Source organism: Flavobacterium rhamnosiphilum (assembly GCF_004349195.1).
Taxonomy (GTDB): domain Bacteria; phylum Bacteroidota; class Bacteroidia; order Flavobacteriales; family Flavobacteriaceae; genus Flavobacterium; species Flavobacterium rhamnosiphilum.
In genome coordinates this window covers 1-16,678 of the sequence record NZ_SMLG01000011.1, presented here as the reverse complement: position 1 = coordinate 16,678, position 16,678 = coordinate 1, and the positions used below count along the sequence as shown (strand labels likewise).

10 protein-coding genes are annotated in these 16,678 nt (G+C 35.3%); 6 read left to right on the top strand and 4 right to left on the bottom strand.

Annotated elements, in window-relative coordinates; genetic code table 11:
* Positions 1 to 125 precede the first annotated feature (125 nt).
* The 5 genes from porU to E0I26_RS13205 all read left to right on the top strand — a co-directional run bounded on the left by porU (position 126) and on the right by E0I26_RS13205 (position 8,585).
* The gene (porU, locus tag E0I26_RS13225; RefSeq protein ID WP_131916942.1) at positions 126 to 3,962 is read left to right on the top strand and encodes a type IX secretion system sortase PorU; all 3,837 of its coding nucleotides are present in this window, start codon (positions 126 to 128) and stop codon (positions 3,960 to 3,962) included.
* Positions 3,963 to 4,000: 38 nt separating this feature from the next.
* On the top strand, positions 4,001 to 5,200 hold the full coding sequence (gene porV / locus E0I26_RS13220) for a type IX secretion system outer membrane channel protein PorV (RefSeq protein WP_131916941.1): 1,200 nt from the start codon (positions 4,001 to 4,003) through the stop codon (positions 5,198 to 5,200).
* A gap of 87 nt (positions 5,201 to 5,287) precedes the next feature.
* Complete coding sequence (gene cdd / locus E0I26_RS13215) at positions 5,288 to 5,770, top strand: cytidine deaminase (protein WP_131916940.1); 483 nt, start codon at positions 5,288 to 5,290, stop codon at positions 5,768 to 5,770.
* Positions 5,771 to 5,926: 156 nt separating this feature from the next.
* The gene (gene pdhA / locus E0I26_RS13210; RefSeq protein ID WP_113637949.1) at positions 5,927 to 6,925 is read left to right on the top strand and encodes a pyruvate dehydrogenase (acetyl-transferring) E1 component subunit alpha; all 999 of its coding nucleotides are present in this window, start codon (positions 5,927 to 5,929) and stop codon (positions 6,923 to 6,925) included.
* A gap of 7 nt (positions 6,926 to 6,932) precedes the next feature.
* Positions 6,933 to 8,585: a pyruvate dehydrogenase complex dihydrolipoamide acetyltransferase gene (locus E0I26_RS13205; RefSeq protein WP_131916939.1), complete on the top strand. Its 1,653-nt coding sequence runs from the start codon at positions 6,933 to 6,935 to the stop codon at positions 8,583 to 8,585.
* Positions 8,586 to 8,641: 56 nt separating this feature from the next.
* Here E0I26_RS13205 and E0I26_RS13200 read toward each other — a convergent pair whose 3' ends face one another.
* Positions 8,642 to 9,883 carry a glycosyltransferase gene (locus E0I26_RS13200; protein ID WP_131916938.1) on the bottom strand — a complete coding sequence of 414 codons (1,242 nt, stop codon included), beginning with the start codon at positions 9,881 to 9,883 and terminating at the stop codon, positions 8,642 to 8,644.
* 110 nt (positions 9,884 to 9,993) lie between these two features.
* Between E0I26_RS13200 and miaE the strand changes: the two genes are divergently transcribed.
* On the top strand, positions 9,994 to 10,575 hold the full coding sequence (miaE, locus tag E0I26_RS13195; protein WP_131916937.1) for a tRNA-(ms[2]io[6]A)-hydroxylase: 582 nt from the start codon (positions 9,994 to 9,996) through the stop codon (positions 10,573 to 10,575).
* A 73-nt stretch (positions 10,576 to 10,648) separates the two neighbouring features.
* Here miaE and E0I26_RS13190 read toward each other — a convergent pair whose 3' ends face one another.
* From E0I26_RS13190 to E0I26_RS13180, 3 genes are read right to left on the bottom strand one after another with little or no spacing between them, the layout of a single operon-like run.
* On the bottom strand, positions 10,649 to 12,778 hold the full coding sequence (locus E0I26_RS13190) for an OmpA family protein (RefSeq protein ID WP_131916936.1): 2,130 nt from the start codon (positions 12,776 to 12,778) through the stop codon (positions 10,649 to 10,651).
* Positions 12,779 to 12,788: 10 nt separating this feature from the next.
* On the bottom strand, positions 12,789 to 13,724 hold the full coding sequence (locus tag E0I26_RS13185) for a PorP/SprF family type IX secretion system membrane protein (RefSeq protein WP_131916935.1): 936 nt from the start codon (positions 13,722 to 13,724) through the stop codon (positions 12,789 to 12,791).
* A 31-nt stretch (positions 13,725 to 13,755) separates the two neighbouring features.
* Positions 13,756 to 16,395: a gliding motility-associated C-terminal domain-containing protein gene (locus tag E0I26_RS13180; protein WP_131916934.1), complete on the bottom strand. Its 2,640-nt coding sequence runs from the start codon at positions 16,393 to 16,395 to the stop codon at positions 13,756 to 13,758.
* Between the last annotated feature and the right edge of the window lie 283 nt (positions 16,396 to 16,678).

Below are 16,678 nucleotides of genomic sequence, written 5' to 3'. Positions count from 1 at the left end.
ATGCAATTTTAACAATAAATTATATATCAAAACGCAAATTTATAATATTTATTATTTACAATCACACGAAATGGTTTATTTTTACTGATAAATAATAACTCCCTATTAACCACGTTAAAAAAACAATGAGAAAAATACTTTTGGTTTATTTAAGCCTAATTCCTTTTGTTTCTTTTGCTCAAATTAAAGGCGACACAACCATTGAATGGATAGAAAAAAAAGAAATGTCCTATGGCGCTTACAAAGTTATTATTCCGCAATTTACAGGAAATAATTTCCATTATGATGCTTCTCAAAAAACACTGTTTTATACTTTAAAAATAAAAGAACCAGTCTCTTTTGATGAAGGAAAAATCGTAATCACAAATGTAATTTCCGAAGCAATCACAACTGCTCAATTGGGTGATTTAGCTCCCGAGAACATACCTAAAACAACAAATGCATCCCTGAAAGTAAACATTTCAAGAGACATCAGAGAAGCTTTTATTAATCTGTCGCCCATAATTAAGGACGATTTCGGATTTAAACGAATCAAATCCTTTTCCTACGAAGTAGAAAATAATACCGCCAGAATATCCCAATCTAATAGAAATAAAAGTACAAATAGTATCGTTAATTCTGTTTTAGCAACGGGTAATTGGCACCCATTTTATATTGAAAAATCCGGCGTATATAAAATCTCTAAAAGTTTTTTACAACAATTAGGATTAGATGTAAGCACTATAGATCCCAGAAAAATAAAAATATACGGCAATGGCGGACGAATGCTTCCGCTATCAAACAGTTTTTTCTATCCAAATGACTTGATTGAAAATGCAATTCAAATCAACGGCGAAGCTGACGGCATTTTCAATAATGAGGACTACATTCTTTTTTATGCCGAAGGAGTTGACACTTGGAATCCCGAAAGTCTGACCTTTACCAATTTGTATGATACAAAATCCTATTACTACATTACTATTCAAGGTGCCGATGGAAAGAGAATTACTCCCATGGCTCAACCTTCCGGAAGCAGCACTTTAACAGTAACTTCTTTTGATGACCATCAATACCACGAAGCAGACCTCATTAATATAGCGCGATTGGGTCGTCAATGGCTTGGCGAATCATTCGAAGTCAAAGACGAACAGGAATTCGATTTTAATTTCCCAAATTTTGATTCTTCAACTCCTGTAAAACTATTGCTAACCGCCGCTTCCGCTGCATTTACTCCAACTTCTTTGAATGTGACTGCGAACGGAACTGCAGTTGGAACCATTTCTTTTCCTGCTTTAAACAATAATTCCGGAACGGAGTTTTATTTAGGGGTTTTACCAAATAACACCAGTTTCAGCGGTGCTGAAAACATAAAAATAAAACTGAAATACAACAACAATGGTGTTCCGGGTTCCAAAGGTTTTCTTGACAATATCAGGCTTATCACCAAGCGAAAACTGCAAGGCTATGGAAAACAATTTCATTTTCAATACGACCAATCCAACTCAAATTTTGGAATTGTGAATTACAACATTTCAAACACAACAGATATTCCCCAAATTTGGGATATTACTGATATTTACAATGCAACCAAAATCGAGAACTCAAATCAGAGCACATTAAATTTTAAAGCAAACTTAGGAGAACTCAGAAAATATATTGCTTTGAATGCCTCGGATTATTACACTCCTTTAAAAGATACCAAATCAAGAGTCGCGAATCAAAACCTAAAAGGAACATTGTTCAAAAACGGACAAGGTCAATTTCAAGACATCGATTACGTGATTATCACACCAACTTTTTTAGCCACACAAGCTGAAAAATTAGCCACTTTACATCGTACCTATTCCAATTTAAATGTAAAAGTAATTCCTTTGGAATCCATCTATCAAGAATTTTCTTCTGGAAAACAAGATGTTGCAGCGATACGAAATTGCATTAAATACATCTATGAAAATGCTTCTGCACCGGAGAAAAGAATAAAATTTGTCAATCTTTTTGGTGATGCCTCTTATGATTTTAAAAATAGAATTTCAAACAACACTAATGTCGTACCTATTTACCACGCCCTAAACAGCCGTACAACGGGCGAATCATCCTTTGCCTCTGATGATTTTTTTGGATTAATGGATATTACAGAGGGAAATGTCATTTCTTATTTTGGAGGAATCGATATTGCGGTAGGCAGAATGTTGGTCAATGATCCCAAACAGGCTGACGAAATGGTAAATAAAGTAATCGAATATCATGACCTGAAGTCCTACGGAAGTTGGAGAAACAACTTCGTATTGGTTTCTGATGATTCAGATATAGCATCCGATGCCAGCTTACAAAACAGACAAAATACCCTTGCAAACACAATTGCTACCGAGAAACCATTTCTAAATGTAAATAAAATCTTTTTAGATTCTTATGTCCAAGAAGCATCGGCAGGAGGTTCCAGATATCCAAAAGCCCGAACGGATTTTTTCAATGCTTTCGAAAAAGGAGCTTTGGTATTTAATTATTTAGGACATGGTGGTGAAGATGGTTTATCAAGTGAACGCATTTGGGAAAAATCAGATGGACAAAACTTAAGCAATCAATACAAGTATCCTTTATTTATAACCATCACTTGTGAATTTTCCCGTTTTGATAACCCTTTAAGGCCAACCGCCGGAGAATATACGTATTGGAACCCAAAAGGCGGAGCAATTGCAATGATTACTACCATTCGATCAATTGGACAATTCAGTGCAGAAAACTTCAACGACACTTTAACGCAACATTTATTATCCTACAATTCGAATCAATATACTTCAATTGCAGAGGCGCTGAGGATTTCAAAAAACAACAATCCAAATTCAGCCACCAATGTTGTTTTTTATATCGGAGATCCCGCATTAATGCTTTCCATACCAAAACCAAAAATTAGATTGACAAAAGTAAATGACATTCCCGTTACCCAACCCATTGACGACTTCAAATCATTGGCAAAAATGAAACTGACGGGAGAAGTTACTGATGAAAACAACAATCCGCTAACAAACTATAACGGAGAGGTTTCCACTACTATTTTTGACAAAACAATTTCAAGAACAACTTATAATAATGACGGAAACAGTTCGGCTATCAATTTCAATGTTTTAGGAGAGACAATATTCCGAGGAAATGCATCAGTCACTAATGGTCAATTTGAATTTAGTTTTGTTGTCCCAAGAGACATCAGAGTCCCATTAGCCAACGGAAGAATTAGTTTTTATGCCAAAAAAAATCAATTATTACAGAACGAAACCGGGTATGATTCCAATATAAAAATAGGAGGAATAAATGAAAATGCAATCGCAGACAATATTAGTCCAAGAGTTAAGTTATATATGAATGACGAGACTTTTGTTTCCGGCGGAACAACCAATGAATCCCCATTTTTTGTTGCACTGCTTGAAGATGAAAATGGAATAAATACGGCAAGCGGAATAGGTCATGATATTGTTGCTATTCTTGATGGAGATGTAAGCAATCCCTTTGTTCTAAATGATTATTATCAAACAACGTTAGATGATTTTACAAGTGGAACACTTCGATTTCCGTTGCGCAATTTAGCTCCTGGATTACACACTATAACATTCAAAGCGTGGGATGTATACAACAACCCCATAACCGCCGAGATTCAGTTTATTGTTGTAGGTGATGAAACGATAACATTGACACATGTGTTAAATTATCCTAATCCGTTCGTTAATTATACTGAATTTTGGTTTACACACAACAGACCATTTGAACCACTGGATGTTCAGGTTCAAGTAATGACAATAACGGGAAAAGTGGTCTGGACGAAAAATCAAATTATCACAACTGAAGGATTTTTATCAAAAGAAATCACTTGGGATGGCAAAGATGATTTTGGAGATAAAATAGGAAAAGGCGTTTATGTTTACAAGCTAACCGTCAAATCAAGCATAACAAGTACGAAAACTGAAAAATTTGAAAAACTTGTTATACTTTAATAAAATACTATATTTGTTTAACAAAACTTCCTGTAATAATGAAAAAAATACTATTACTTTTTATCTTTTTATTTGTGATTTCTTTTACAAAAGCACAAGATAGAGTTATAAACCCGGGGGTTCCCTTTTTATTAGTCGCAGCTGATGCAAGAGCTGCAGGTATGGCAGACGTAGGAGTTGCAACATCAGCGGATGCTTTTTCCCAGCAATGGAATCCAGCTAAATATGCTTTTGCAACAGACCAAAAAGGATTTTCTGTAAGCTACACACCTTACCTTACTGATTTAGTAAATGACATATCATTAGGGCAATTAACCTATTATCAAAAACTGAATGAAAGAAGTGCATTTGCGGGAAGCCTTCGCTATTTTGGATTGGGTGAAATCGAATTGCGTGAAAATGCAAATGACGAACCTAGATTTGTTTCTCCAAACGAGTTTGCCATTGACGGTTCATATTCCTTAAAATTAAGCGAAAAATTCTCTATGGCTATCGCGGGAAGATTTATAAATTCCAATCTAAAAGTGGCCTCCGAAAACAATGACGCTTCATCTGCAAGTACATTTGCTGTTGATGTGGCCGGTTTTTACCAATCTGAAGAAATAGCGTACAACGAATTCAACGGAAGATGGAGAGCGGGATTTAACATTCAAAATTTAGGTCCTAAAATCAGTTATGACAATGATGATTTTAATAATAACTTTCTACCCGCTAATTTAAAAATAGGAACTGGTTTTGATTTTATTTTAGACGATTATAATAAGGTTTCCTTAAATGTTGAATTTAATAAATTATTAGTGCCAACTCCTCAAATTCCTGTCCCTAAGCCGGCAACTGATTTAAATGGAGATGGGGATACCCTCGATCCTGGAGAACCTGCTAATGACGGAACGGCTAAAGCAAATAATGATTACCGCGCTATTGGATGGACTTCCGGGGTTTTCAAATCATTTGGTGATGCTCCTGATGGATTCAGCGAAGAATTAAAAGAAGTTACGTATGCTGTAGGTGCCGAATATTTGTATCAAGATTCCTTTGCAATGCGTTTGGGTTACTTTCACGAAAGTCCTGTAAAAGGAGCTAAACAGTTTTTCTCACTTGGAGCAGGTTTCAAATACAATGTAGTCAAAGTAGATGTTTCTTATTTATTCTCGGCATCAAAAATAAAAAGCCCTTTAGAAAATACGCTGCGTTTTTCACTTACCTTCAATTTTGGAGATAAATATGAAGAATATTAAACTTAAATAAAATCCACAAATAACAATCCAAATTTCAATCCCGAAGCATCGGGATGAAGTTTGGATTTTTTTTCCTTAAAAAAAAACATGAAAGAAATAACAATTACCACTCAATTCAAAGTATTCGATTCCATTCAGGATTTACCAAATGACATTCAGGACTTAATGACTCAAGCCGTTGAAGTCCGAAAAAATGCTTACGCACCTTATTCAAAATTCAGAGTTGGAGTTGCACTTGTTTTAGACAACGGTAAAATTGTAGTAGGTTCAAACCAAGAAAATGCCGCTTATCCTTCCGGACTTTGTGCGGAACGTGTCGCTATTTTTTATGCCGGCGCAGTCTATCCAGAAGCCAAAATTTTGAAAATGGCAATTACAGCTGCTTCGGACACGAACCAAACTACAGCTCCAATTCCTCCTTGCGGCTCTTGCAGACAATCCATAGCAGAATACGAAATCCGACAAGAGACCCCAATTGAAATCTATTTCATGGGAGAAATTGGCGCTATTTACAAGTCGGAATCCCTAAAAAATTTGCTTCCCTTTATGTTCGATAAAAAATTCCTGTAAAAATTCCAAAAATTGCCTATTAAATTTTAGTTCTTACTTGGAATGTCTTATTTTTGCATCCCGACCCTTCGGGGCGCAAATTTGTGGGAGGAAACTATTTTGCGTTATAGGTACAAATTGATAATACAATAACACTTTAGCAAAAGAAAAATTCAGATGAAAGAAGTTACAAAAGAAGTATATTTAAAGTGGTATGAAGATATGCTGCTTTGGAGAAAGTTTGAGGACAAACTTGCAGCATTATACATCCAACAAAAAGTTAGAGGTTTTCTACATTTATACAATGGTCAAGAAGCAGTATTAGCTGGTGCATTGCACGCAATGGACTTGACAAAAGACAAAATGATTACTGCTTACAGAAATCACGTTCAACCAATAGGAATGGGAGTTGATCCTAGACGCGTGATGGCGGAACTTTTAGGAAAAGTTACCGGAACTTCAAAAGGTATGGGTGGTTCCATGCACATCTTTTCAAAAGAGCACCGTTTTTATGGTGGACACGGAATTGTAGGAGGACAAATTCCTGTAGGTGCTGGATTAGCTTTTGCCGATAAATATTTTGAAACAGGTGGTGTTACTATGACCTATTTTGGTGATGGTGCAGCACGTCAAGGATCTTTACACGAAGCTTTTAATATGGCGATGTTATGGAAACTTCCAGTCGTATTTATTGTTGAAAACAATGGTTATGCAATGGGAACTTCTGTAGAAAGAACAGCCAATCATACTGATATTTGGAAATTAGGTTTAGGATATGAAATGCCTTGTGGACCAGTTGACGGAATGAACCCTGTAAAAGTTGCTGAAGCAATGACTGAAGCAATTGACAGAGCACGTCGTGGAGACGGACCAACTTTCCTAGAAATGAAAACATACCGTTATAGAGGTCACTCTATGTCGGATGCACAATTATACCGTTCGAAAGAAGAAGTAGAAGAGTACAAAAAAATTGATCCAATTACTCAAGTTTTAGATGTAATTAAAGATCAAAAATATGCTACAGAAGAAGAAATCGAAGCAATCGATCAAAGAGTAAAAGATTTAGTGGAAGAATGTGTAACATTTGCCGAAGAATCTGAATACCCTCCTATTCAACAGCTATACGATGTAGTATACGAACAAGAGAACTATCCATTTTTACCTCATAAACTATAAATCAATTATGGCAACAATAATTACAATGCCTCGTTTGAGCGATACGATGACGGAAGGAACGGTAGCAACTTGGCTAAAAAAAGTAGGTGATAAAGTAAGCGAAGGTGATATCCTTGCGGAAATTGAAACTGACAAAGCAACAATGGAATTTGAGTCTTTCAACGAAGGAACACTTTTACATATAGGAATACCTGCAGGTGAAACTGCACCGGTAGACTCTTTATTAGCAATTATAGGAACAGAAGGCGAGGATATTTCGGCATTACTAGCAGGAAAACCAGCTGATGCAGCTCCAGCTAAAGAAGAAACAAAAGTTACTGAAGAAACAGCAACTACTCCCGAAGTTACAAAAGCGACAGCACCTGTAACAGCTTCATTACCAAAAGGAGTTGTAGTCATCACCATGCCTCGCTTAAGCGATACCATGACCGAAGGAACAGTAGCTACTTGGCTTAAAAAAGTAGGTGATACCGTTGCCGAAGGAGACATTCTTGCAGAAATCGAAACAGACAAAGCAACAATGGAATTCGAATCTTTCAACGAAGGAACTTTATTATACGTAGGAATCGAAGAAGGCAATACTGCACCTGTTGACAGCCTTTTGGCAATCATTGGACCTGCAGGAACCGATATTAGCGGAATTGCTGAAAACTATAAAGCTGGCGGAGCGCCACAAACTGCTCCTGCTGTTACAGAAGAAAAAGAAGTAGCTTCAAATGAGAAAACTACAGAACCAATTGTTCAAGAACCATCAACTGACGGACAACGAATTTTAGCATCACCATTGGCAAAGAAAATTGCAAGTGATAAAGGAATTCAATTGACACAAGTAAAAGGTTCTGGTGAAAACGGACGTATTGTAAAAAGCGATATCGAAAACTTCACCCCACAAACTGCTGCTACTCCAGTGCCGACAACTGCGGCTCCAGCGAAAACAGAAACTGTGGCTGCGGCAAAACCATTTGTTCCGGCAGGAGAAGTTTTCACAGAAGAAATCAAGAATTCGCAAATGCGAAAAATCATTGCGAAACGTTTAGCAGAATCTTTATTCACTGCACCACATTACAACTTAGTAATAGAGGTAACTATGGATGAGGCAATGAAATCAAGAGCTATCATTAACAGCGTTCCGGATACAAAAGTATCTTTTAACGATATGGTAATAAAAGCTTGCGCAATGGCTTTGAAAAAACATCCAAAAATAAATTCTCAATGGAGAGAAGATTCAATTCTTATCAACCATCATGTGAATATTGGAGTTGCTGTAGCGGTTGAAGACGGATTAGTAGTTCCTGTATTGCGATTTACAGATGCTATGAGTTTATCTCAAATTGGCGGAAGCGTCAGAGATCTTGCAGGAAGAGCTAAAAACAAAAAATTATTACCTACAGAAATGGAAGGAAGTACTTTTACAGTTTCTAATCTTGGAATGTTTGGTATTACAGAATTCAATTCTATCATTAACCAACCAAATTCTGCTATTCTATCCGTAGGGGCTATTGTAGAAAAACCGGTTGTGAAAAATGGTCAGATTGTAGTAGGAAATACGATGATGCTATCTTTAGCTTGCGACCACAGAACAATTGATGGCGCAACTGGAGCTCAATTTTTACAAACATTGAAACAATTTATAGAAAATCCAGTTACGATGCTTGCGTAATAACTCGGTTTTTAAAATAGTAATCCCGTCTTGTTTCTAAAACTTGACGGGATTTTTTATTTATTCTTCTCCTCAATCCAGCGCGACATATATTTAGTACTTTTTAAAGTATGGTGTTGCAACATGGATCCCATAAAATTATGCATTCGATGTTGCTGCAGATTTGAGCGTAAAAATTCTATTTTAGTTCTAAAGTCAGTCTCAAATAAACCTTTAGAATATCGTTGATTGATAATGGTAATTCCATTTTTTTGGGCTTTACCCCAAATTGTTTTGTCTTGATATAATTGTACTGCCATATCCACAAAATCAGCAACATTATCCGTAATAAACCCGTTCCAAGGCAAATCACCGTGCATGGATTCAGATCCGATAGAAGTCGTAATACTTGGCGTTCCGCATTGCATCGCTTCCAATAACTTTCCTTTAATACCTGCGCCAAAACGTAAAGGAGCCAAAACAACTCGTGCTTTCTTGACTACTTCTTGTGCGTCATTAGCACGTCCCATGATTAAAAAACCATCTTTGCTATTATGCAATTGCAATACTTTTTGTGAGGGATAAGCGCCATAAACATTCAAAACAGCTTCTGGTGCTTGTTTTTTAATTAAAGGCCAAATCGTTTCTTTTAAATACTGAACGGCATTCCAATTGGGCTCATGAAGAAAATTCCCGATAAAAATAAAGTCTTTCCGATCATCGAAAGAAGTCAGTTCCTGTATTTCGGCATCGTCAATTGGTTCCAATAAAAAAGGCAAATAATACAATAAGGCTTTGTCTATCTTAAATGCAGATTCCAAAAGTTCCATCTCAAATTCGGAAATCATCAGAGACAAATCACAACGTAAAATACTGGCAATTTCCCGTTTTGCTACCTCTTCAACAAACAAATCAGTTGTCTTAAAGAAACGGTTTTCTTTGAATGCTTTCTGACGAGCCAATCTCAGACAATGTAAATCTTCAGTATCTAACAATCGTAATGCATCAGGACAATTTTCGGCAACACGCCAACCAAATTGTTCTTCCATCATAAACCGATCAAACAAAACTACATCTGGATTCAGTTCTTTTATGCAACTATCAAAACTGGAATTATTAAGGGCAATTGATTTTTTATCAACTCCGTATTCTTGTAAATCAACCATAAAATCACTGTTTTGTGCAGGACTAGCAAACGTAATACTAAAACCTTGTGCTTTAAAAAGTGAAATCAGCTGCATCATCCTTCCTCCCGCCGCAGACGAATTGGGTTCTGGCCAAACAAAACCAATAATTAAAAGCTTTTGAACTTGATTCATATTATTATAAAATTTCAATTGCAAAATAATGCTATTTTGACTTCAATCCGGTCATTTGAACCAAAAATAGATTATAAAACACTAATTTTGTACAAATAAATTTCAGTACCATGTTAGGATTAAAATTAGCCACAGACCCGCGTTGGGTAAATATAGTCGAATCGAATATAGAAGAAATCTTGACAGATCACGCTTGGTGTGAACAAAAGGCAGCTTCAAATGCGATAAGTTTAATCGCTTACAATTCAGAATTAGAAGAATTAGTAACCGAAATGTTAATCATTGCAAAAGAAGAATTAGACCATTTGCAATTGGTCCATAATTTAATAAAAAGCAAAGGATTGACTTTAGGCAGAGAAAGGAAAGATCATTATGTAAATGAACTTTTTAAATTTATGAAAAAAGATGGCAGCCGAAAAGATGCTCTTTGTGATCGATTGCTATTTTCAGCTATGATTGAAGCAAGAAGTTGTGAACGCTTTAAAGTTTTATCAGAAAACATAAAAGATATTGAACTGGCTACTTTTTACAGAGACCTTATGATTTCTGAAGCAGGACATTATACTACTTTTTTGGGTTTCGCACGAAAATATGCTGACAATATAGATGTAGATAAACGTTGGAAGGAATGGATAGTATTTGAAACTTCTATTATTACTAATTACGGAAAACAAGAAACCATACACGGATAAAATCAGAAAGCCAATTTTAACAAAATTGGCTTTCTGATTTTTAAAAACTTATATAATTATTTTTCCTCGACAGTTACAAACTTTTAATTACAAATTCACTTCGTCTATTCAATTCATGTTGCTCTTCGGCACAAGACTCACTCGGTTCACATTTTATGATTTGAACCGTTTCTCCATACCCTTTTGCAATGATTCTTTTTTTACCAATTCCTTGGTTTATAAAATACGCTCTTGTTGATTCTGCTCTATTTGAAGAAAGATCCATGTTGTACTTGCTGTTCCCTCTATTATCGGTATGTGAACCAATTTCTACAACCATATCAGGATATTTTTTCATGAGTTCAATAACACGATTTAAAATCGGTTTTGATTCTTTACGGATGTACCACAAATCATAATCGAAATAGATCGGATCTGTTTTGATTATCAATCGGTCTTTGTCTTTTACTACATCTTTCTCCGCAGCAATAATGTTATCTAATTTTTCTTTTTTCTTAACTTGAGCAAGCTCTACTTCTTTTTTTGCTGCAATTTGCTTGTCTTTTTTTCCTTTTTCAACTAGAGCCAGCTCTTCTTTTTTCTTTTGTTCCAGCAAAGCCAATTCCTCATTTTTCTTTTGCTGAAGTGCTACTTGCTCTTCATTTTTGATTGTTGTCAGAGATCTCAAAGACATGGAGGCATCACTGCTTTTATTTCTTTCTTTTCTAAGTTTAAATGATTTTGAATCCTTTGTATAATCCTCTTTGGATGCTAAAACAGAATAACCTGTTTCGCAAGCAACGGCGAAACTAAATTTTCCGTCTTCTGAAGTTATGATTTTTTGGATTTCGACTTTATCTGAACTTTGCAAACTAACCAAAGCATTGCCTAAAGGAAGCTTTGTATCTACATCAGTTATGACTCCAGCAATAAATTGCATGCAATCTTCAATTAGTAAAGGTTTCGTTTCCTTTAGTTCATAAATATCATCATTCCCTTTTCCTCCAACTCTATTCGATGCAAAATAACCCAGTTTAGAATCCGAATCAATGTTAAAAGAAAAATCATCAAAACCAGAATTTACTGGAAATCCAACATTTAATGGTTCCGAAAAAGTATCGCTTTGTATCTCCGAAACAAAAACATCCAGTGACCCATAACCTGCATGCCCATTAGAAGAGAAATACAATTTGTTATCCTTTGAAACGAAAGGAAATTGTTCTTTTTTAGTCGTATTTATTTTATTCACTAAATTTTTTGGAGTTCCATACCCTGTACCAATTATAGAAACAGAAAAAATATCAAATGAACCTAAAGTACCCGGCATGTCAGATGCAAAATACAATGTTTTTTCATCACTGCTTAACGCAGGGTGCTCTACAGAATAATCATCACCATTGAAAGGAAGCGACACTATTTTGGTCCATTTACCATCTACAAATTCGGCTCTGAAGATTTGTAGGTTTGAAATCTTATCTTTGTTTTTGCTTCTTTTCCCTTTTTTATAATTATTTCTGGTGAAATAAACTGTTTTTCCATCCTTTGTAAATACAGCATTTGCCTCATGCATTGCCGTGTTTAATTCTTTAGAAAAAGAATTTACAATAGAATCGTTAGAATTGGTATTTTTTAAAGGAATTGTCACTAGATCAAGATAAAGTTCATTGTTCCATTTGTACATTTTGTCAAACAAACCAGCCTTTTTTTTCACTCCTGAAAAAACCAAGTTTTGTCCTTGTTTCACAGCACCAAACTCCGAATTTAGGGTGTTTAACGCTAGATTTTTTATCTCGAATCTGTTTCCTAATGCAGATACATTTTCAAGCACCTCATTCTCTTTTTCAAAATCAACTAAGGCTTGCTTATTGTTTGAACTGATGAGATAATCACGGATAACCGCATTTGATTCTTCGTAATTGCCCGTTGCCTTCAATGTTTGCGAATATCTAAAGTAATATTCTTCTTCAAGCCCTGCATTGAATCTCGTAATCAAAAAGCGATACTGCTTTTGAGCATTGGCATAATCATTCGTATAATAATAGGAATCTGCTAAGTTTTTTACTACTGCAACAGAACGATTTTCTTGAATACTATTTTCATACAAAGGAATCGCTTCGCTATAAAAAGTTCTATCAAAAAAGCGTTTGGCTCTTTGCAAATCTTGCCCTTGGGCATTTATAAGTTGTATTGAAAATACGACTATAATGAGAAATACTCTTTTCATGTTTACTTTTTTAGAAGAATCTTGGTGATTTATCATATCCTTTGCTTAATAAATCTAAATTAAATAGAACAAAAATTTCATGCGTTCCAGAATTAAACTGACCTAGATTAGAAATGGTATAATCATAAGCATAGCCCACTCTGATATTTGGAGTAACTTTTACGTTCATCAAAGCACTTACGGCATCCCCAAACCTATAGGATGCCCCGAATTCAAATTTGTCATTATACAACACATTGGCAGAAAGATCTAAAGTAACAGGCGCTCCTGCAATAAATTTCGACATAAAAGCCGGTTTTAATTTGAATGAATCACTTAAAGTAAACACATAACCTCCGGTAAAAAAGGCATGAATTTTTTCTGAACCAAAAGAATTAATTCCAGAACGCTCTTCAATGTGTTTTGAAGAAAACAAGTTGGGAGCAGATAAACCTAGATAATATTTATCCGTAAAATAGAATGCTCCAACACCAATATTTGGCATGAATTTGTTGACGTCTTCTGAAAAAGCAAGATCCGTACCGGCATCACCACTTTCAAAAACAAACCCATTAAAATTAGTTTTAAATGAAGTAAATCCAGCTTTTAATCCAAAAGAAAGATTGTGATTATTATTAAACTGAAGCAGATATGCGAAATCTGCAAAGAAATTATCCTCTTTTTTTGCCCCGTCTCCAATATCATCCGAAATCAAGGAAAATCCCACTTCAACTTTTTCGTTTACAGGCATGTGTCCGAAAAGAGTCATTGTTTTTGGAGCACCAACCGCACCAACCCATTGCGTTCTATATAATATCCCAACATCCAGCATCGATTGTGTTCCAGTTGCATAAGCAGGATTTATCACATTCATGTTATACATGTATTGTGTAAATTGTGGATCTTGCTGAGCCGAGGCATTTATTATAAAAAATAAAAAACTTACAAACAGTATTGTTTTTTTCATTTGAAATTTAGTTTAAAGTAATAAAAAACGATTATCGATTTAAATAAAGTCGACCTTGTTTAGGAGATTTGTTTCCTTTATTATAATTGATAACATAAAAATAAACCCCGTTTGGCGCAAACCCATCAATCCCAATTTTAGAATCAGAATTTCTCCCATCCCATTCTGGTTTGTTTTTATTGCCGCTGAACATTAGATTCCCATACCTGTTAAAAACTTCCAAAGAATAATTTGGGTATATAAACTCGATATCCGGAATTTTGAAAGTGTCATTTACAGCATCTCCGTTTGGCGAAAATCCGTCAGGAATAAAAAAACCAGGAGTTACATCACAATTTGAAAGAGATACAGTCACAGCCAAGGCATCCGAATAACAATTTGTACTACTTGAATAATCGAAACCATAATAAGTGAAACCATCTTTAAGCAAATCTGTCGATACTATTTGATTTCCATTTGTGGGTGCATCAAACCAGGTTAAGGTTCCGTTTGTAGTGGCATTAGCGGTCAAATTTTGCAAAGTGGGATTGTCTAATCCACAAAAATTTTGTCCGTCTTGGTTTAATGTTGGAGCTTGTACCTCGTCTATTACAACGATAGATGGTGCTCTTCCTGATTCACATCCTGTAGTCACATTTACCTCTTTAACGTAATAAGTCCTAGAAACTAAAAGGGTATTTGCGCTTAAAACAGTGGTACTTGTTGCTGAATCAAACCATTGGTATTGAGTTCCGCTTGGAGTTAAATCGGCAATTGTTTTTTTATCGTTTTTGCAAAAGTTAGGATTGTTTGTTATTGGAATACTCGGAATGCCATTCATCGCAAAACTTTCGGGATTGTTAGGTATAGATGATCTACAACCACCTGTATTATCAATAATATCTGTAATAACCAGAGAAGTGCTTCCAGTATTGACGAGTGAACCCACTGGGATGATAAAACTGGCATTGCCTGAACTAACTGGTACTATTACCGTTTGGTTCATGGCACTATTTACTCCCGTCAAATTATAATTCAAGGTAATATTAGTCAAAGCCCCTAATCCGGTGAGCGATACAGTAACGGGCTGATTTTGACAAACATCTTTTATATCTATCTTAAGGTTAGCAAGATCAGTTAATGGTTTCACTACAAATACTTGAGTCGGTGTTGCAGTATTAGTACAACCAGTAGTTAAATTTGTGATACTTGTAATTGAAATTGTCGTGTTGCCATCAATAGGGATCAAACTCGACGGCACAAGAAAAGTAGCCGTTCCCCCAGAAACCGTAAAAAATGCTTGTTGTCCAACGGCTGTGTTTTTATCTGATAAATTATAAAGAATACTATAATTCCCATCCGTTAAATTAGTGTTTCCAGAAATTCCGACCGTCGCACTGGAACCTTTACAAACAGGATTGATAGTTAGCGTAGCAGTATTGATTTTTGGAATCGGCACAATTTTGAGGACATCAGATAATGTTCCTATTATAGGGGTACAAATTCCCAAATCGCCTTTTCTTGCTATATTAGTAATTGCAATAGTATAAGAACCATCTTGAAGAAAATTACTTGATGGTATAGGCAACTGCATTTTTCCATTGATGAAAACTTCTGTTACCGTTATTGATGATGCTACACCAGAAATGGTATAAGTTACATCATATGCTCCGTCAGGTATGTTTTGAATCCCTTGAAACAAATCTGCAGTCACAGTATCCGTACGAATATTTCCGCAAAAATAATCTCTTACATCAAATGTAGCGCCCGTAAAATCGAGTTGTTTTTCTATGAATATATTTACTATTGATTTTTTTATATTACAAACTGCTTTGGTCGGAGTAACAGTATAAGTAAAACTGTGTAAACCTGGTCCCATAGTATTATAAATGTTCTGGAGATTTATTGTTGAATCTAAAGGACCTGATAATTCTGAGGTTCTATCTTCTGTCCAAATACCGCCAGGATCTGCACCAATCAATCTACTATTTAAATCTAAATTAGTATATAATGGTAAATCGGAACTACATCGTTGCAAAGGAACTGGTGTTCCAGGTTCCGCAGCGCGATAAACAGTAACAGTAACGGTTGAAGATCGTGTTGGACATATTTCTATTCCCATCCTTATTATTGCCGGCATAGTATAAGTAAAATGATGCGTGCCTAATGCGACACTTCCTGCGTCAAACATACTTGCCATTAATGCACCCGTATCATCAGTCCAAATACCATTAGAATGGGGACTAACATTCGTTCCATCAAAAACCTGAAACAAATTAAATGCAGAATCATCGCTACAAGCCGAAGAAGTAGGTGCAGGTATCCCTGCATATCCACCAATCGTTACTGTTATAGTTGCAGAATCTTTACAGCCGACATTATCTACAGTATAGGTATAGGTATAAACTCCGCTATTTTTAATATTTTGGGCGTTTAAAATTCCTGTACTTGGGTTCAACCCTCCTGAAAGAAGATTGTCTGTCCAAGTTCCACCGGTGGTATAGACACCCAAAAGACTAAAAAGATTAATGGATTGGTTACTTGAGTCAGGTAAATCATCACCGCAAACGGTTATACTATTATCATTTCCTGCACATTGTGCATTAGCATTTGCTGTAGAAAAAAAGAATATTAGCAAAATGGCAAAATGCAAAAAACTCAACTTTGATGAGGTAAGTATTTTTAAATTCATAAATATTACTTTAGTTTAACTCAAAATTAAACTAATTATTAGATTAATGATTTTTTTTAGGCAAAAAAATCTCACAGTCATATAAATATTATCTTTGAGACAAATGAAAAGGTATTTAGATTCAAGCAATACATCCCCTTTTTCGATGAATTGTAGTCTTTAATTATTATTTTTTTTAGAAAAGAAAAAAGGGTCCTTAAGGATTCATCTCAATTACATATTAATAATTCAGAAAACTTATAAACGCAAAAAATCCTCATCAAATTCATGATGAGGATTCTTC